At 66.4% G+C, this 17,948-nt stretch carries 14 protein-coding genes; 10 read left to right on the top strand and 4 right to left on the bottom strand.

Annotated features, from left to right (window positions below; genetic code table 11):
- Window positions 1-1,045, top strand: a 1,045-nt coding sequence (locus tag ACSEEN_RS09505) for an IS1380 family transposase (RefSeq protein ID WP_440713033.1), incomplete at its 5' end; no start/stop codon positions are given.
- A 138-nt stretch (window positions 1,046-1,183) separates the two neighbouring features.
- Here ACSEEN_RS09505 and ACSEEN_RS09500 read toward each other — a convergent pair.
- The gene (locus tag ACSEEN_RS09500) at window positions 1,184-1,963 is read right to left on the bottom strand and encodes an Eco57I restriction-modification methylase domain-containing protein (protein WP_440713032.1); all 780 of its coding nucleotides are present in this window, start codon (window positions 1,961-1,963) and stop codon (window positions 1,184-1,186) included.
- A 148-nt stretch (window positions 1,964-2,111) separates the two neighbouring features.
- On the opposite strand from ACSEEN_RS09500, the gene ACSEEN_RS09495 reads away from it, so the two are divergent.
- From ACSEEN_RS09495 to ACSEEN_RS09455, 9 genes are all read left to right on the top strand, one after another.
- On the top strand, window positions 2,112-3,329 hold the full coding sequence (locus tag ACSEEN_RS09495) for a tyrosine-type recombinase/integrase (protein WP_440713031.1): 1,218 nt from the start codon (window positions 2,112-2,114) through the stop codon (window positions 3,327-3,329).
- A 93-nt stretch (window positions 3,330-3,422) separates the two neighbouring features.
- The gene (locus ACSEEN_RS09490) at window positions 3,423-4,385 is read left to right on the top strand and encodes a BREX-1 system adenine-specific DNA-methyltransferase PglX (protein WP_440713030.1); all 963 of its coding nucleotides are present in this window, start codon (window positions 3,423-3,425) and stop codon (window positions 4,383-4,385) included.
- Between the two features lie 14 nt (window positions 4,386-4,399).
- On the top strand, window positions 4,400-5,440 hold the full coding sequence (locus ACSEEN_RS09485) for a PDDEXK nuclease domain-containing protein (protein ID WP_440713029.1): 1,041 nt from the start codon (window positions 4,400-4,402) through the stop codon (window positions 5,438-5,440).
- Complete coding sequence (gene pglZ / locus ACSEEN_RS09480) at window positions 5,437-7,941, top strand: BREX-1 system phosphatase PglZ type A (protein WP_440713028.1); 2,505 nt, start codon at window positions 5,437-5,439, stop codon at window positions 7,939-7,941. The genes ACSEEN_RS09485 and pglZ overlap by 4 nt, the downstream gene beginning before the upstream one ends.
- Window positions 7,941-10,112, top strand: coding sequence for a BREX system Lon protease-like protein BrxL (brxL, locus tag ACSEEN_RS09475; RefSeq protein WP_440713027.1), 2,172 nt, complete (start codon window positions 7,941-7,943; stop codon window positions 10,110-10,112). Before pglZ ends, brxL begins: the two co-directional genes overlap by 1 nt.
- Before the next feature lie 198 nt (window positions 10,113-10,310).
- Window positions 10,311-11,438 carry a flavodoxin-dependent (E)-4-hydroxy-3-methylbut-2-enyl-diphosphate synthase gene (gene ispG, locus ACSEEN_RS09470; RefSeq protein ID WP_440713037.1) on the top strand — a complete coding sequence of 376 codons (1,128 nt, stop codon included), beginning with the start codon at window positions 10,311-10,313 and terminating at the stop codon, window positions 11,436-11,438.
- A gap of 42 nt (window positions 11,439-11,480) precedes the next feature.
- A complete protein-coding gene (locus ACSEEN_RS09465) occupies window positions 11,481-12,317 on the top strand; it encodes a GNAT family N-acetyltransferase (RefSeq protein WP_298441611.1) in 837 nt (278 codons plus the stop codon).
- A gap of 29 nt (window positions 12,318-12,346) precedes the next feature.
- Window positions 12,347-14,143, top strand: coding sequence for a penicillin-binding transpeptidase domain-containing protein (locus tag ACSEEN_RS09460; protein ID WP_247867548.1), 1,797 nt, complete (start codon window positions 12,347-12,349; stop codon window positions 14,141-14,143).
- 127 nt (window positions 14,144-14,270) lie between these two features.
- A complete protein-coding gene (locus ACSEEN_RS09455) occupies window positions 14,271-15,068 on the top strand; it encodes a hypothetical protein (RefSeq protein ID WP_440713026.1) in 798 nt (265 codons plus the stop codon).
- Here the strand turns inward: ACSEEN_RS09455 and ACSEEN_RS09450 are convergent, their stop codons facing one another.
- Genes ACSEEN_RS09450 through ACSEEN_RS09440 form a run of 3 tightly spaced genes read right to left on the bottom strand, consistent with a single transcriptional unit; the run spans window position 15,069 to window position 17,896 of the window.
- Complete coding sequence (locus ACSEEN_RS09450) at window positions 15,069-15,860, bottom strand: heme ABC transporter ATP-binding protein (RefSeq protein ID WP_440713025.1); 792 nt, start codon at window positions 15,858-15,860, stop codon at window positions 15,069-15,071.
- 6 nt (window positions 15,861-15,866) lie between these two features.
- Entirely contained in the window at window positions 15,867-16,916 is a 1,050-nt protein-coding gene (locus ACSEEN_RS09445; protein ID WP_247867550.1) for a FecCD family ABC transporter permease, read from the bottom strand.
- Entirely contained in the window at window positions 16,913-17,896 is a 984-nt protein-coding gene (locus ACSEEN_RS09440; protein ID WP_440713024.1) for a heme/hemin ABC transporter substrate-binding protein, read from the bottom strand. Before ACSEEN_RS09440 ends, ACSEEN_RS09445 begins: the two co-directional genes overlap by 4 nt.
- Window positions 17,897-17,948: the final 52 nt, after the last annotated feature.

The following is a 17,948-nucleotide window of genomic DNA, read 5'->3' as shown; positions in this document are numbered from 1 at the left end:
CGCTGCGGCTCGAGCAGCGACCCGGGCACGGGTGTGGGCGTTGGCCGGTCCTGCTGCTCCGAACCACGGGATTTCGGCGAAGAACCCACTGGTCATCGACCTCGACGCAACCCTGGTCACCGCACACTCGGACAAGCAGTCAGCGGCGGGAAACTACAAGGGCGGCTACGGTTTTCATCCGATGACCGCGTTCATCGACCACGGGCCCGGCGCGACCGGAGAAGCCGGAACGATCCTGCTACGACCAGGCAATGCCGGATCGAACACCGCCACCGACCACATCACCACCACCCAGCAGTCGTTGGCGCAGATCCCCGACCTACCACCGCGTCCCGGCCGCAAGATCCTGATCCGTACCGACTCGGCCGGCGCCACTCACGACTTCCTCGACTACCTGCACAAACAGCGAGTCTCGTACTCGGTCGGATTCGGTCTCGATGCCCGGTTGGGTGAGATCATCGACCGACTCCCGAAGAAGGCATGGACTCCGGCCTACAACAGCGACCGCGAGCAGCGAGACGGCGCCGACGTCGCCGAGTTGACCGGAGTGATCGACCTGTCGGGGTGGCCGCCGGGGATGCGGGTGATCGTGCGGCGGGAGAAACCCCATCCCGGTGCACAGCTGCGGATCACTGACCGCAACGGGTGGCGATTGACCGCGTTCGCCACGAATACCACGCGCGGGCAGCTGGCTGATCTGGAACTACGGCACCGCCGACGCGCCCGGTGCGAGGATCGGATCCGGCAGGGCAAAGACTGCGGGCTGTTGAACCTTCCGTTGTTCTCGTTCGCGCAGAACCAGGTGTGGACCTCGATCGTAGCGTTGGCGATCGATCTGAACGCGTGGATGCAGATGCTGGCGTTGACCAGCACTGATGCCCGCACGTGGGAGTTGAAGACATTGCGTCTTCGGTTGTTCGCGATCGCGGCTCGGATCGCTCGGCACGCCCGTCAGCGACGGCTGCGGTTCGATGCCCGTGCCAAGTACACCGGTCTGCTGATCGCCGGGCTCGATCGTCTCGACGGCTACCCGAACAGCACGTGACCAGCGTGTCCTGACGTATCCGAACGACCTGAAAGACACCCTCCGGGCCCGTGAAACCCGGCCGTGATCCGGCGGCAACCGGCCAGCCTGTCGTACCCGAACCGCAAAATCAGCCCTGCCGCAATCAATCCGAACCGCTCAGGCAGGGATAGGCACCGGATGAAAGATCGAGGTTAGTGCCGACCACCCAACGTGAGGTTTGAAGTAGTCGGCGTTTCCGTCATGACGGAATCCCGGGAGCAGCGTCATTTGCTTCACCGATGACTCGGAATACTGCAGCACGTGCTCTACGTTTCCCGCCCACTTGCGGCTCGCCCCACCCTTGTGGTGCGGCGCCCACGGTGCAATCTCCGAGTCTCCGCCGATTCGGAGCACCGATACTTCGTGCCAGAACCGGAAGAATCGTACGTTATCCCCTGTTGAAATGCCCGCAATCGCGTCGAAACGGTCTCCGACGCTGTCGTAAGTTGCGAAGACCCGACGCAAGTTTTCACTAAGCCAGTAGACGATCGGAGAGCCCGGGATACCCGCGAAGTCCTCACCCGATGCGAGGTGGAAGCCGGCATCCTGCGTTCGCTCCAGGAGCGCGGTGTGCAAATCCCGCTCCTTGCGTTCTGATCCGAGGGGCGTGAGGCGGATGAACGGCGCGCGCCGCCTTCGTGCGTTGGCCATCGACAGTACAAATGCGGCATTGGCGCCGAAGATGTCGGGGTGATTGGACACGTCTCTCAGATGGACGAACGAGCCGAAGGCGTGGCCGTCAAGCAGACGCAGCCTCAATGACTCGAACGACTTGATGGACATCCAGGTGTCGCCGATGACGACGGCAAGCAGTCCACGCCTGTCGGCGAGCTCGATCCCACGGACAACGAAAGCCCCGTAGAGGTCCTGCTTGACGTCCGTGTACTGGTCCTTCATGAACTGTGCGTGCGGCGGGCTCACAAGAACTCGTTTCGGCGAGCGTGCAGACGTGCAACGTCTCGTCCCTGTACTTCTGTGACCCTCCGGATGGCTACCCCGATGGCTACCCCCACCGCGGGCGCGGCCGAGCCCCTACCGTGGATCCATGTCGAGACTCAAGCAGCGCAACAAGGGAACGGGGTCGGTCTACCAGAACTCGCGAGGGCAATGGGTCGCCTCGATCGAGGCTGGGTGGACGGTACGCGGCGGGCGGCGTCGGATCACGATGAAGGCGCGCACGGAGGCTGAAGTTCGAAAGCGGCTCGCGGAGGCGCACCAGCGGATTGCCGCCGAAGGCCACATCGCCCCGGCCTTCGGCAGCACGACGGTCAAGCGATGGGCCGACCGGTGGCTCGAAGAGCGACAGCGCGTCGTCCGGCCTGGCACGTATGTCTCGGACCGGTCTGGAGTGAATCGCTGGATTGTGCCGACTATCGGGCACCTGCGCCTTGATGCCCTCGTGCCCGCTGATGTCCGGAAGGTGACGGCGGCGCAGGAAGATGCTGGTCTCGCGCTCTCGACGATGCAGCGCACATACGCGGTCCTTGGCAAGATCCTCTCCGACGCGGTCGCCGAGGGATATCGGGTCCCGCAGAACGTCCGAGAGGCTGGCAGCCCGGGTGCAGGGCGCTCTCCAAGACAATCGCTGAGTGTTGCGGCGGCCGTGAGAATCCTCGGTGTGGCGACTCAACGCCCAGACGCTTCACGATGGGTGGCGGCGCTCGTGGAAGGTCTGCGGCCAGCCGAAGCGCTGGGGCTGACGTGGGACATGGTGGACCTTGACGCCGAGACGATGACACTTGCCTGGCAGCTCAAAGCGCTGCCATATGTCGAGTCCAGGCGACCCGAGAGTGGGTTCCGGGTTCCCCGCGGCTTCGAATCCAGGCAGATCCACGGTGCCTACCACCTGGTCCGGCCGAAGACCCGCGCGGGGAGCCGCGTCATCCCGCTGGTGCCGTGGCTCACTGAATCACTGAGAGCCTGGGAAGACTGCGCGCCATCGTCTCCATGTGGGCTCGTCTGGCCGCGCGACGACGGCCGCCCCAGATCTGCCGAACTGGACCGCCGCGAATGGTACGAGATCGCCGAGAAGGCAGACGTGACGGTCACTCTCCCGGATGGCAGTAGTCGAAGGCCGCTCCTGTACGAGGCGCGTCATACGGCGGCCACACTGCTACTGGCGAACGGGATCGACGAGACCACGATCAAAGCCGTGCTCGGGCATTCATCGGTGCTGAGTACGCAGTCGTACCTGCACACCGATGACGAGAGAACTCGAGCGGCGCTCGCCGTGTCTGCGAAGACCGTCGGACTCTGCCAGTAGTCTGGGGAGAATCACTTCGGCTACCCCAATGGCTACCCTCGCGCCCGATGGCGGTGCCAGCCGATGCCTCGTCAACCCTCGTAAGGAACCCTGTTGAAGACGCTTGAACAGACTGTTGCGCAGCATCGAGATGAGTGGGCGGCCCGCTCGCGCGCTCAGCAGCAGTTGGAGATCGAGAACAACGAGGCCGTCGCTCGGCTTTATGGACTCGAAGACGAAGTGCCTTCGCATGTTCCGCTCGAACGAGTGTCCCTCACCAACAACTCCGCGTTCCGGTGGCCGAACAAGACGCCTGCGGAGCGCGACACTCTGTTCACGGAGTCGGCCATCGTCGATCTCGTCTCGTATGCCGTCGGCTGCATGTTCGGTCGCTACAGTCTCGACGAGCCTGGACTGATCCTCGCCGATCAAGGCGCGACGCTAGAGGACTACTTTGCGCGGATTCCCTCTCCCACGTTCGTGCCGGACGTCGACAACGTGATCCCGTTCGTCGACGACGGCTGGTTCGAGGACGACATCGTCGAAGGCTTCCGCACGTTCTTGAAGGTCGCGTTCGGCGCGGAGCACTTCGAGGCGAACCTGCGGTTCGTGGAGGAGTCGCTGGGTGTCAAGACGCTGCGCGACTACTTCATCACCAAGTCGGGTAGGTCGAAGTTCTACGACGATCACGTGAAGCGCTACAAGAAGCGCCCGATCTACTGGATGTTCTCCAGCCCCAAGGGCTCGTTCAATGCGTTGATCTACCTGCATCGCTACACGCCGTCCACGGTCTCGACCGTGCTCAACGAGTACCTGCGGGAATATGAGAACAAGCTGCAGAAGGCTCTCGAACGGGCAGAAGCAGCGGCTGCCGGCGGAGCGTCGGCGAAGGATCAGAAGGAAGCCGACCGGCTGCGGAAAGTGCTGGCCGAGCTGCGCGACTATGAGCACGACGTGCTTTACCCGCTCGCCACCCAGCAGGTTGAGATCGACCTCGATGACGGCGTGAAAGTGAACTACCCGAAGTTCTACCCGGCCGTGAAGAAGATCCCAGGGTTGGACGCCGCTGATGAGTGACTGCGAGCGGTGGCATGACTGAGCTGGAACAGCGGGGTGAGTCCGGGGATCTGTTCGATCGAGTGTCCGAGCTGATCGAGCAGGCTCGCACGACGGTCGCCGCGCAAGCGAACTCGGTCCTGACGATGATGAACTGGCAGATCGGTCACCTCATCGATTCCGAAGTGCTCGGCCAGCAGCGTGCCGGGTACGCAGAGGAGATTGTGGCCAGGCTGTCGCCACAATTGACGAAGCGCTACGGACGAGGCTTTGACAAGTCGAGTCTCTACCGGATGGTCCGGTTCTCGCAGTCCTTCCCCGATCGCAGGATTGTGGCCACGCTGGGGCAACAATTGAGTTGGAGTCACTTCAAGGTGCTTCTGCCTGTGTACTCGGATGAGGCGAGGGAATTCTACATTCGCCAGGCGCTCGAGGCTCGACTAAGCGTTCGCGCTCTGCGGGACTTGATCGGGCGACAAGGATTTGAACGTCGCGAGATCGCCAACGCGCAGACCCCCGGCGGATCAGCGGTACCACTGGATACTTTCAGTGATCCGTACTTTCTCGACTTCTTAGGGCTCGCGGACTCCTACGCCGAGCGCGATCTCGAAGCCGCGCTCATTCGCGATATGGAGGCGTTCCTCCTTGAGGTTGGCAACGGGTGGACCTTTGTCGCTCGTCAGAAGCGGATGACGATCGATAACGATGACTTCCGTCTCGACCTGTTGTTCTATTCGCGCCCACTGCACCGCCTGATCGCCGTGGAACTCAAGGTCGGGCAGTTCACGCCCGCGCACGAAGGGCAGATGAAACTCTACCTGAAGTGGCTCGACCGGTATGAGCGCCGCAGCGATGAAGAAGCGCCTCTGGGTCTGATCCTGTGCACCGAGACTTCTCGGGAACAGATCGAACTACTGGAGATGCACAAGGACGGCATCGTCGTGGCCGAGTACTGGACCACTCTGCCGCCCAAAGAGGAGCTGCAGCGGCGGATCTCGCAAATCTACCGGGCTGCGCAAGAACGAGTCGCGCGTCGTGCACTCGGTCCGGCCCGTGACGACGAGGACAACGAATGAGTAAGACGCCCACGATCACCGACCACCTCGCGAATCGTTTCGACTCCACACGCATCGTCGTCTGGCACGACCCTGAGGGTGGTTACGCAGCTGAGCTGGACACGCTCGCGCCGGACAACGTGGCAGTACTGCGGGTCGCTGACAACGAGTTCGCGATCAAACACCAGGTGCTGCGCGAAGAGCCGGGGGCGAAGTTCCTGATCTACCGCTCGGACAAGGTGCCCGAGGGCGTCGGAAACTGGTTGCTCGACATCGAGTTGGCCTACGGTCCGGTATTCACCGCCGATCGCAACGCGTTGGTGCGGGCCGATCTGGGACTCACGGCACTGGGTTCCGACGAATTGATCGCCCGACACCCATCGTTCTTCGACGACGCGAAGTTGGTGGCCAGACTCAAGGCGCTGCCACTGGCCGGCGACGACTTGACGGTGGTGCAGGCGCAGATGTGCGCCGTGCTCCTCGGTCAGAGAGAGCATAGCTTCTCCGAGCTCACCCGAACGCTACTGATACAGCACGCTGACGACGACACGTCCGGATTCGACGCGCTCGCCCATCATGGCCTCGCGGACTTCTATTGGGCCGGCGCCTCCGGAATCTACGGGTTCACCTCGCAGGCACAGACATTCGCGGGCCTGGTGCTCTGGATGTTCCAGAGCGCCGTTGGCGGATTCGACGTCGTGGAGTCGAACAAGGTCCGGAACCTGGCGCTCGACTTCCGCGGCTTCCGTGATTCCAAGCGCAGCAGTAGCGCGATGAAATCGCTTGCCCGTACCGCCGAACGCAACCTCGACTACGCCGACGGCGTCGGTGAGATCGATTGGGATACCCTGCGAGACACGGACCTCTTCGAGGCCAGCGAGCGCGAGGTGATCCGACGGCTGGTGGCCGGGATCAGCACCAAGACGATGCCGTACCGCGATATCGTCGATGCGATCAGTGCCCGGCGCCGCGACAGTTTCTGGTTCGACGACTACTCGACCCTGTACGAGGCGCTCAGCGCTGCGGCCGAGCTGCTTCCGGCGATCAGGAAGGCTGAGCTCCAGATCACTGACTTCGACGAGGGTTTGACACGGTATCGCGACGAGTGGTTCCGCATCGACCAGCGCTATCGACAGTTCACCCACGCGTACATGACCGCGGAGTTCAAGCAACCGATCGACGAGCTGGCCGATCTGATCGAGAGGGCCTATGTCACCGATTTCGTCGCGCCACTCGGGGTGGCGTGGCAGCAGCAGGTCGGTGCGGTCGCGCAGTGGAGCAGCTTAGGTCTGACCTCGCAAACGTCGTTCTACAGCCACTACATCGCTCCCATCCTCACCGGCCGCAAGAAAGCCGTCGTGGTCGTCTCCGACGCACTCCGCTACGAGGTAGCCGACGAACTGAGCAACAGAATCCGTGGTGAGAACAAGTTCTCCGCGTCCATCGACGCGATGCTCGGCGTGCTGCCGTCGTACACCCAACTCGGGATGGCGGCACTGCTCCCGCACACCACGCTGGCACATTCACCGGACGGCGATCCGGTACTGGTCGACGGGCAGAGATCCGATGGCACCGCAAACCGCAGTAGAGTCCTCAGCACGGTGGGCGGTGCGGCGATCCAGGCGCGAGATTTTCTCGAGATGAAGCCGACCGATCGCCGTGAGCTGTATTCGTCGAATCAGGTGCTCTACGTGTATCACGACACGGTCGACGCGACCGGCGACAAAGCCGTCTCCGAGGCCCGAACATTCACGGCGGCAGCAGAGGCGATCCGCGAGCTGATCGACATCGTCAAGAAGCTCGCGAGTGCGAACGCGACGAACATCCTCGTCACGGCCGACCACGGGTTCCTCTACCAGCGGTCCAAGTTGGCCGAGCAGTTCAACCTCACGGCGACGCCGCAGGGCGAACAGATCGTGGCGTCCAAGCGGCGCTACGTATTGGGGCGAGGGTTGAAGCCGGACCCTGCCTTCACCACATTCCGGCCCGACCAAGTGGGACTGTCGAGTGATCTGGAAGTGCAGATCCCGAACTCGATCCAGCGGATCGTGCAGCCCGGAGCCGGATATCAGTTCGTGCACGGCGGAGCGTCGCTGCAGGAGATCGTGGTGCCGGTGGTCCAGATCAACAAGAGTCGCAGCGACACGGTCGAGCGTGTGAATGTCGACATCCACCCCGAGTCGGACAGAATCACGACCGGGCAGATCGTCGTCAAACTGTACCAGTCGGCCAAGGTGGAGCCGCATAAGCCGGCGAGGCGCCTGCGTGCCGGCCTCTACTTCGGAGACACGTTGATCTCCGATGAGCAGGAGATGATCTTCGATTCGAGTAGTGATGCAGGACGCGACCGATTCCAAAGTGTCACACTGCTTCTCGGTAAGGCGGCGGACGAGGCCAACAACCACAGCGTCGAGTTCCGGCTCTCTGAGCCGATCGAGGGCACCGACCAGTGGAAGAAGTACAAGACGGCCCCGTACACGATCAAGCGGGCCTTCGCGAGCGATGACGGATGGGATTTCTGATGAGCGACCAACTCGACCTGACCGAAGCGGCACTCACCGAGCAGGCGCCTGACGACGGCGCGGTAAGCGCCGTGGCGCAGCCCACTGTGCTCGACCGCAAGATTAACACGCACTTTCCGGGAGCGGTGGTGCGCAAGGATCTGGTCAAGGCGGTCAAAGGCAACGCGATCGTTCCGTCGTACGTGTTGGAGTACTTGCTCGGGCAGTTCGCCGCGACCGACGATGAGGCGACGATCCAGGAGGGCATCGAGAAGGTGCGCCGGATCCTCGCCGAACACTACGTGCATCGCAATGAATCGGAACTGGTGAAGTCGAAGATCCGGGAGAAGGGTCGCTTCCGGATCATCGACCGAGTCAGTGTGACGCTGAACGAGAAGGACGACGTCTATCAGGCATCATTCGCGAATCTCGGCATCAACGGGGTACTCGTGGAGCCGAACACGGTGAACGCGAATCAGAAACTTCTGGTGGGTGGCGTGTGGTGTTTGTGTGACATTGAATACTTCCATAGTGACGACTCCCGCGTGGTGCCCTGGATTCTGGGGCGATTGCAGCCGATTCAGATGTCGAATTTCGACTACGAAGGCTACCTCGGCGGCCGGGCCGCGTTCACCACCGACGAGTGGACCGACCTGCTGATCCAGTCGATCGGATTCAACCCGGAGATGTTCGGGCGACGCGCGAAGCTGCTTCAGCTGACTCGGTTGATCCCGTTCGTTGAACGCAACTACAACCTCGTCGAGCTCGGACCGAAGGGAACCGGCAAGTCGCACATCTACTCGGAGTTCTCACCCCACGGCATGCTGATCTCCGGCGGAGAGATCACCGTGCCGAAACTGTTCGTGAACAACGCTAACGGGAAGATCGGGCTCCTCGGCTACTGGGATGTCGTCGCGTTCGATGAGTTCGCCGGTAAGAAGAAGCGCACCGACAAGGCGCTGGTCGACATCATGAAGAACTACATGGCGAACAAGTCGTTCTCCCGTGGCGTCGAGACACTGGGTGCGGAGGCATCGATGGTGTTCGTCGGCAACACCTCGCACACCGTGCCGTACATGCTCAAACACTCGGACCTCTTCGACGAGCTCCCCGAGAGCTACCACGACTCGGCCTACCTCGATAGGCTGCACTTCTACATTCCGGGCTGGGAAGTCGACACGATCCGCGGTGAGATGTTCTCCAGCGGATACGGTTTCGTCGTCGACTACATCGCCGAAGTTCTCAAATCGATGCGAAACCTCGACTACTCCGACCGCTACCAGCAGCACTTCACCCTCGGCTCCGACATCTCCACCCGCGACCGTGACGGAATCCACAAGACTTTCTCTGGCCTGATGAAGCTGCTCTACCCGCACGAACAAGCCACGGCCGAGGAGGTCGAGGAGATATTGCGCTTCGCGATCGAAGGCCGCAAGCGAGTCAAGGACCAGATTCTGCGCATGGACGACACCATGGCTGCGGTGAACTTCGGCTACCGATCACTCGCGGGTGACTGGACAGCAGTCACTACCTTGGAGGAAGACGAGTACCCCGGGTACTACCATCGTGGCCGTCCCGGCGCCGAGCGCAGTGACGAGGAGTCCGTCGATCGGCCCGACCCCACGCCGGGCGCGACCGGTCCGGAGACACGCGCGGCGTCAGTTCCGACTGAGGAGGCACTCTTCCAGGGGCACCGGGATTTCGTCGAGAATCAGCGCGGAATATCGTATGACACTCTCTTCTTGCCGTACCTGCGAGGCGCAACCGAGATCGAGTTGCACGACCCGTACATCCGGATGGGCCATCAGGGCCGGAATCTCGTCGAGTTGTTGGCTCTGATCGCTTCGGCCAAAGACCCCGCCGATGAGGTGACGTTCAGACTATTCACCGTGCTCGAAGCCGACGTCGGATATCAGAAGAAGCAGTTGCAGATGCTCGGCCAGATCATCCAAGGGGCCGCTCAGCAGGGCATCAAGGTCGAGGTGGCTAAAGATCCTGGCGGTCACGATCGTTGGATCCGCACGGATAACGGATGGCGAATCAACCTCGGCCGTGGCCTCGACATCTTTCAGAAGGAAGAAGGTGGCTGGTTCGACTTCGGTAGTGCGCGCCAAGAATACCGGCAGGTGAGAGCATTCGGGGTGACATACATTCGGGAAGCGTCCCGGTCTTCCGGATCTGAGTCGTCTTGAGCATGGATTCACCAACCCGGCCGCGAACGCAAGGTCGAGAAGTTCACCGCGTGACTGGCGCTTCCGGATCGTTCTCGGCCTGCGGAAGGCGCGGGGAGGTCGTCGGCGCGCGTATCATCGACCGGTGACGGCGCCGGGATCGTGCGCCGCGATTCTTTGAGGAGTGATGCCCACGTGGCCGAAGCGATCGGACTAGGAATGCCCGCCGTGCCCGCAGTCCTTGCGCCGCGGCGCGCGACCCGCCAATTCATGGTTGGCAAGGTGGGCGTCGGCAGCGACTCGCCGATCTCCGTGCAGTCGATGTGCACCACCAAGACGCACGACGTCAACGCGACGCTGCAGCAGATCGCGCAGCTCACCGCATCGGGCTGCGACATCGTCCGGGTGGCCTGCCCGCGGCAGGAGGACGCCGATGCGCTCGCCGAGATCGCCCGGCATTCGCAGATCCCGGTGATCGCCGATATCCACTTCCAGCCCAAGTACATCTTCGCCGCGATCGACGCCGGCTGCGCCGCGGTCCGCGTGAACCCCGGCAACATCAAGGAGTTCGACGGCCGCGTCAAGGAGGTCGCCAAGGCGGCCGGCGAGGCCGGTATCCCGATCCGTATCGGCGTGAACGCGGGTTCCCTGGATCCGCGCCTGCTCAAGAAGTACGGCAAGGCCACCCCGGAGGCGCTCGTCGAGTCGGCGCTGTGGGAGGCGAGCCTGTTCGAGGAGCACGGCTTCGGCGACATCAAGATCTCGGTCAAGCACAACGATCCGGTGATCATGGTCGAGGCGTACCGGCAGCTGGCCGCCCAGTGCGACTACCCGCTGCATCTCGGCGTCACCGAGGCCGGGCCGTCGTTCCAGGGGACCATCAAGTCGGCGGTGGCGTTCGGCGCCCTGCTGTCGGATGGCATCGGCGACACCATCCGCGTCTCGCTGTCGGCGCCGCCGGCCGAGGAGATCAAGGTCGGCGATGCGATCCTGCAGTCGCTCAACCTGCGTCCCCGCAAACTCGAGATCGTCTCGTGCCCGTCGTGCGGCCGCGCCCAGGTGGACGTCTACAAGCTGGCCAACGAGGTGACCGCCGGCCTGGAGGGTATGGAGGTGCCGCTGCGGGTGGCGGTGATGGGCTGCGTGGTCAACGGTCCCGGTGAGGCCCGCGAGGCCGACCTCGGGGTGGCTTCCGGCAACGGCAAGGGCCAGATCTTCGTCAAGGGCGAGGTGATCAAGACCGTGCCCGAGGCGCTGATCGTGGAGACCTTGATCGAAGAAGCGATGCGGATCGCCGAGGAGACGGGGGAGACTGGAAGCGGTGCCCCGGTGGTGACGGTCAGCTGACGCCGCCGGAGGCGCCGACCGCGGCGAGACGAGGAGGTGAGCATGCTCGGACTGCTGCGTGACCGGCCGCTCGGCTCCCGCGATGCCGCGGCCGTCGCCCGGGCGCTCGCGGCCGACCCGGTGGTCAACTGCATGATCGCGGCCCGCGTCGAGGCCTTCGGCCTGGCGCCCCGCTTCCTGGGCGGGGAATTGTGGACCGCGTCGCGCCCGGAGGACTCGCTGTGCTTCTCCGGGGCCAATCTGATGCCGACCGCGGCCACCGGCACCCAGCTCGACACCTTCGCCGAGCGCGCGCTGTCGGTCCCCCGGCAGTGCACGTCCGTCGTCGGCCCGCAGCCGCTCGCGCTCGGCCTGTGGGACCGGGTCGCCGCGAACTGGGGCACGCCCCGCGAGATCCGCGACTGCCAGCCGCTGCTGGCGCTCGACGAGGCGCCGTCGTGCCCGATCGACCGCCAGGTCCGGCTGGTGACGCTCGACGACCTCGACGTCTACTTCCCGGCGGCCGTGGAGATGTTCATCGGCGAGGTCGGTGTGGATCCGCGCGGCGGCGACGAGGGCCGGTCGTACCGGCGGCGCCTGGCCTCGCTGATCTCGGCCCGCCGGGTGTACGCCCGGTTCGACGGCCCGCGCGTGGTGTTCAAGGCCGAGATCGGGTCGATGTCCCGCGGTGTCGGGCAGATCCAGGGCGTGTGGGTGGACCCGGAGTTCCGCGGGCGCGGATACGGTGCGGCCGGTACCGCCACCGTCGTCGCGGCGCTCGCCCGCCAGGGCCGCGTCGCGAGCCTGTACGTGAACGGCTACAACACCGCCGCGCGCGAGACCTATCGGCGCGTCGGCTTCGAACAGGTCGGCACCTTCGCGACGGTGCTCATCGATTGATCCCCGGCGCCCTCTAGGATCGGGTGTCGATGAGACTCTTGCGCGCGGTGATCGGGGTGCTCACCCTCGCACTGCTGTCGACGCTGCTCGCCTGCGCCACCGACGACGACGGCCCGCGCGGCGTCGCCGACCGCTTTCTCCACGACTTCTCCGCGCGCGACTACGCGGCCGCGGCGAAGCTGACCACCGATCCGGCGCGCGCCGAGAGCGCGCTCGCGTCCGCGTGGAGCGGCCTGGACGCGGAGAGCATGTCCGCCCGCGCCGGCCGGGTGCGCCTGGACCGGGACATCGCCGACGTCGACGTCACCTACACGTGGAAGCTCCCCGGGCGGCGGGAGTGGAGCTATCCGGCGACGCTCACCATGGGCCGCAGCGACACCGGCTGGGCGGTGCGGTGGGCGTCGACCGACATCCATCCCGAGCTGGGCGCCGACCAGCGGCTGTCGCTGGCCACCTTCGCCCCGCCCCGCGCCGCGGTGAACGAATCCGACGGCAGCGAGGTGATGGGCACCGGGACCGTCGTCGCGATCTCGTTCGACGCGAAGCAGGCCGCCGAACACGGCTCGGTGATCGACTCGGCGAGCCGCCTGACCACGGTCCTCGGACCGCTGATCCCCGGCCTGACCGCGCAGGGCATCGCCGAGAAGGCCACCGCCTCGAACGATCCGCTGCCGATCGGGCGGATCCCCGGCGCCGACTTCGACCGGCTGCGCGACCGACTGGCCGTGCCCGGGGTCGTCACACAGGAAGAAGCGATCCTGCAGGCCCGGGACCCGAACTTCGCGACCGCGGTGCTCGACCAGGTGAAGACGCGGGTCGCCGACGACGTCGGCGGCACCTCCGGCTGGCGGGTGTCGGTGCTCAATCCGAACGGTCTGGTCGCCGACGTGTTGACCGACCATCCGGCGACGCCGGCGCCGGCCGTCTCCCTGACGCTCTCGCGCACCGCGCAGAACGCCGCCCAGCAGGCGGTGGACGCGGTCGGGAAGCAGACCATGATGGTCGTGATGCAGGCCTCGACCGGGAAACTGCTGGCCATCGCGCAGAATCCGGCCGCCGACCGTGGCGGCCTGCTCGCGACGATGGGCACGTACCCGCCGGGCTCGACGTTCAAGATGGTCACCTCGTCGGCGGCGATGGCGTCCGGTCTGGCCGCTCCGGACACGATCGTGCCGTGCCCCGGCGAGATCCAGATCGGGCCGCGCCTGATCCCCAACTACGACCGGTTCTCCCTCGGTCCGGTGCCCCTGCTGCGGGCCTTCGCCAACTCGTGCAACACCTCGTTCGCCGAGCTGGCGAGCCGGATGGGCCCCTCGGACCTCCCGCACGCGGCCGCCGCAATGGGGCTCGGCGCGCAGTACGACATCGCGGGCATCGACGCGAAGTCGGGTTCGGTGCCGATCGAGCCGGACCTGGTGCGCCGTTCCGAGGACGGCTTCGGCCAGGGCACCGTCCTGGCGACGCCACTGGGCATGGCGCTGGTCGCGGCCACCGCGGCGACCGGCCGGCCCCCGGTGCCGATCCTCATCAACGGCAGGCCCACCAAGGTGGTCGGACCGCGGCCCACGCTCGACGCGAAGGTCTACGACCAGCTGCGGCCGATGATGCGCGCCGTGGTCACCGAGGGCACCGCGACCTCGATCGCCGGATCGGGGCCGGTCTTCGGCAAGACCGGCGAGGCGGAGGTCGACGGCGGTTCGCACGCCTGGTTCGCCGGCTACCGCGGCGACCTCGCCTTCGCGACACTGATCGTCCTCGGCGGCGACTCCACCAACGCCGTCAACGTGACGCGCGACTTCTTCAACTTGCTGCCACCCGGCTACTGAGCACATAGGGGTTTCTACTCAAATCCGCTCGGCGGTCTGGCCCCGGCCGGATCGGTGGCCTATCGTCAGCACGGCGCCCGGGTGCGCGGCGCCCGGCACCGACATGAACGACGAAGGGGAATCCCACATGAGTGGACCGAATCCGTACGGCCAGAACCCGAACCAGCCGGGCTACGGCCAGCAGCCGCCCCAGGGGCCGCCTCCCGGCCACCGGCCGCCGCCCGGATACGGCCCGCCGCCGCAGGGATACGCCGGTCCGCCGCAGCAGGCGTACCCCGGCCCGCCGCAGCAGGGCTACCCCGGCCCGGCTCCGCAGGGATACCCGCAGGCCCCGCAGGGATACCCGCAGCCGCAGCAGGGACACCCGCAGCAGGGGTACCCGCAGCAGGGACATCCGCAGCCGCCGGCCGGCCCCGCCTTGGGTGCGGGCCTCGGCAAGCTCACCATGATCGCCCTGTGGGTGGTGGTCGGCGCCGGCGCGCTGACGTTCATCGCGAGCTTCCTGCCGTGGGTGTCGGTGGGCGACAAGTCGTACCTCGGCATCTCCGGCGACGCCGACAGCGACGGCGTGTGGACCCTGATCCTGGGTCTGCTCGGCGCGGCCGCCGGCGGTGCGGCGCTCTTCCTCACCGTCAAGCAGAAGTTCCTGCCGCTGATCGCCGGCGGCGTGGCGGCGCTGTTCGGTCTCATCGTGGTGATCGTGACCGCCAACGACATCTCCGACGTCGGCGACGCGCGGGACGCCGCCAAGCAGTCGGTGAGCCAGTACGGCGACCTCAGCAAGTACGGCATCGACGTCGGCGCGGCGATGCCGCACATCTCGACCGGTTTCGGTCTGTGGCTCGCGCTGTTCGGCGGTGTGCTGCTGCTCCTGGCCGGAGCGGGCGCGATCGTCGCCGCGCAGTTCGTGGAGAAGGGGAAGTAGTCAGCCGCGGTCGGGCGTGATCAGCAGTTCGCCGGTCTCCGGGTGCGTGATGACGCGCACCGGGTGGTCGTAGGTATCGGCGAGCAGCCGCGCGGTCATGGTCTCGGCGACCGGCCCGACGGCCAGCAGCCGCCCGTCCTTCATCACCGCGACGCGGTCGGCGTAGGCCGCGGCCAGCGACAGGTCGTGCACCACCAGCACGATGGTGACGCCGGCCGCGGCGCGGTCGCGCAGGATCCTCAGGACCTGCTCGGTGTGGCCGATGTCGAGGGCCGCGGTCGGCTCGTCGAGCAGCAGGACCGGCGTGTCTTGGGCGAGTGCCCGGGCCAGGGACACCCGGGCCTGCTGGCCGCCGGACAGCTGCGGGAAGGGCCGGTCGATGAGATCGGTGATCTCGCAGGCGTCGATCGCGGCGGCGATCAGCTCGGCCGAACGCGTCGCCTCCGGGGTGCGCAGCCACGGGTAGCGGCCCAGTTCCACCACCTCGCGCACGGTGAACGGGGTGTCGATCCGGTTGGTCTGGGTCACCAGGGTGCGGTGGCGTGCCAGTTCCCGGGTCGCGAACTCGTGCAGGGGCCGGTCGTCGAGCAGCACCCGTCCGTCGTCGGCCGTCCGGATCCCGGCGAGGATCGACAGCAGCGTCGACTTGCCGCAGCCGTTCGGCCCGACCAGGGCGAGCAGTTCACCCGGCCGGGCGGTCAGGCTCACCCCGTGCAGGACGGGCCGGCCGCCGAGAGCCACGTGTACGTCGTCGGCGACGAGGGTGCCGGCGGTCGGAGCGCTGGTGGTCATGGGGCGTCACCATCCCGTCTTCGCGCTGCGGCGCAGCAGGAGGAAGAACACCGGCCCGCCGATCAGCGAGGTCAGCATGCCCAGCGGGAGTTCGCCCGAGGTGAGGGTGCGGGCCGCGAGGTCGGCCGCCGCGACGAACAGGGCGCCGCCGACGACGGACGCCGGCAGCAGCAGCCGGTGCCGCGGCCCGACCAGCAGGCGCATGGCGTGCGGCACGATCAGCCCGACGAACATCACGATGCCGGTGAAGGCCACCGCGGCGGCGGTGAGGATCGCCACCAGCACGATCACCTGGCGGCGGACCAGTTCCACGTTGACGCCGAGTGCGGACGCGCCGACGTCGCCGAGGGCCAGCAGATCGAGCTTGTCGACGAGTACCGCCGACGCCGCGACCCCGGCGACCACGAGCGGGGCCACCACCTGCACCTGCGTCCAGGTGACCGCGCCGGCCAGCGAGCCGAGCTGCCAGAAGACGATCTGTTCGCGGCTGGCGGTGGAGGCCACGGTCGTGAGGTAGGCGATGATGCCGAGGGCGAAGGCGTTCACCGCGATGCCGGTGAGCACGATCATCACCACCGAGGTCGCGCCGTCGCGCATGGACAGCACGTACACGGCGATCGTGGTGATCAGGCCGAACAGCGCGGCGACCCCGGCCACCGCCCAGCCGTTGGCGCTGGCGCCGCTGACCACGAACATCAGGCACGCGCCCACCGCGGCCCCCGAGGAGACACCGATGATGCCGGGCTCGGCGAGCGGATTGGCCAGGGCACCCTGCAGCAGGCAGCCCGCGGTACCGAGGGCCGCGCCCACCAGCACGCCGAGCACGATGCGCGGGAACCGGGAGACCCACAGCGCGTTCTCGCCCTGCTGGTCGGCCGGCAGCGGACCCAGGTCCAGATGCCAGTGGTGCGCGATGGAGCCCAGGACCTCGGCGGGGGAGACGTGCACCTGCCCGGTACCCGCGGAGACGACGACCACCACGCCGAGCAGCACGAGTGTCCCGGCGATCACCCAGATGCCGCGGCGCCGATGGGCGGGTGCGGGGAGGCCGCTCATCGATAGATCGCCTTTCCGAGGGATTGCAGGATCAGCCCGGTGTCCGGGCCGAACGCGAGGATCTGCGTCTCGTCCATCGCGATGATGCGCTTGGCCTTCCCGGCCCGGGTCCCGGCGACCGCGGGGAGCTGCGCCACCTTGTCCAGGCCGCCGACGGACTCGGCGCCCTGCGTCATCACCAGGATCACCTCGGGATCGATGCGCAGCAGCGACTCGGTGCTGACGGTGCTGAACGCCGCCGTGAGCCCGCCCGCGGTCCCGGCGTCGCGGGCCCCGAGGTTCTCGATCAGGTCGTCGGCGCCGGAATCCGGCCCGGCGAGCAGGATCAACCGGTCGCCGCGGATGTAGAGGAAGGCGATGATCGGGTCGCCGGTCGGATCGGGGAGCGACCGGCGCGCCTGCGTGATCTCCCGCTGCGTCCGCTCGGTGAGCTTCTGCCCGGCCTCGGGGGCGCCCAGCGCGCCGGCGACGGCCGTGATCAGCGCGCCGGTCCCGGCGACGCTGCGCTCGTCGGTGAACTCGACGACGTGGATCTGCGCCTCTCGCAGCTGGTCCAGCACCCCGTTCGGGCTCGACGTCCGGTCCGCGAGCACGATCGTCGGGTGCTGTGCCAGCACCTTCTCCACGTTGATCGAATGCCCGGCGTCGGTCACCACGGGCAGCCCCTGCGCGGCCGGGAACGTCGTCGACCGGTCGCGTCCCACGGCGTGCGATCCGAGGCCCAGCGCCCAGACGATCGCGCCGAGTGTGCCGTTGCGGTCCAGGGCGATGATCCGGTCGGCCTGCGGCCCGGCCGCGGGATCGTTCTCGACCGGCACCGGATCCGCGTGCGGCAGCGTCGCGATCCGCTCACCGTCGCGCAGGTGGGCCGACGACGGGTCGCGGCCGGCGTTGACGTCGATCGGCGCCGTCGTGCAGCCGGCGGTGAGCAGGGCGACCAGCGCGACCAGCGTCAGCACCGCCTGGCGGGAAAACGGCACGGGGTGTCCTTAAGGGTTGGCTTACTTCACTTCCACTGTATCGGTCGCGGCG

The organism is Gordonia marina (assembly GCF_052036135.1).
Taxonomy (GTDB): Bacteria; Actinomycetota; Actinomycetes; order Mycobacteriales; family Mycobacteriaceae; genus Gordonia.
Note: the sequence above shows the minus strand (reverse complement) of the source record. Positions and strands in the feature narration are given on the sequence as shown.

Excerpts from the sequence above, each read along its gene's own strand:
- ACSEEN_RS09500 (WP_440713032.1), bottom strand. The coding sequence starts at position 1,963 with ATGAAGGACCAGTACACGGACGTCAAGCAGGACCTCTACGGGGCTTTC.
- ACSEEN_RS09495 (WP_440713031.1), top strand. The coding sequence starts at position 2,112 with ATGTCGAGACTCAAGCAGCGCAACAAGGGAACGGGGTCGGTCTACCAG.
- ACSEEN_RS09485 (WP_440713029.1), top strand. The coding sequence starts at position 4,400 with ATGACTGAGCTGGAACAGCGGGGTGAGTCCGGGGATCTGTTCGATCGA.
- pglZ (WP_440713028.1), top strand. The coding sequence starts at position 5,437 with ATGAGTAAGACGCCCACGATCACCGACCACCTCGCGAATCGTTTCGAC.
- brxL (WP_440713027.1), top strand. The coding sequence starts at position 7,941 with ATGAGCGACCAACTCGACCTGACCGAAGCGGCACTCACCGAGCAGGCG.
- ispG (WP_440713037.1), top strand. The coding sequence starts at position 10,311 with ATGCCCGCCGTGCCCGCAGTCCTTGCGCCGCGGCGCGCGACCCGCCAA.
- ACSEEN_RS09465 (WP_298441611.1), top strand. The coding sequence starts at position 11,481 with ATGCTCGGACTGCTGCGTGACCGGCCGCTCGGCTCCCGCGATGCCGCG.
- ACSEEN_RS09460 (WP_247867548.1), top strand. The coding sequence starts at position 12,347 with ATGAGACTCTTGCGCGCGGTGATCGGGGTGCTCACCCTCGCACTGCTG.
- ACSEEN_RS09455 (WP_440713026.1), top strand. The coding sequence starts at position 14,271 with ATGAGTGGACCGAATCCGTACGGCCAGAACCCGAACCAGCCGGGCTAC.
- ACSEEN_RS09450 (WP_440713025.1), bottom strand. The coding sequence starts at position 15,860 with ATGACCACCAGCGCTCCGACCGCCGGCACCCTCGTCGCCGACGACGTA.
- ACSEEN_RS09445 (WP_247867550.1), bottom strand. The coding sequence starts at position 16,916 with ATGAGCGGCCTCCCCGCACCCGCCCATCGGCGCCGCGGCATCTGGGTG.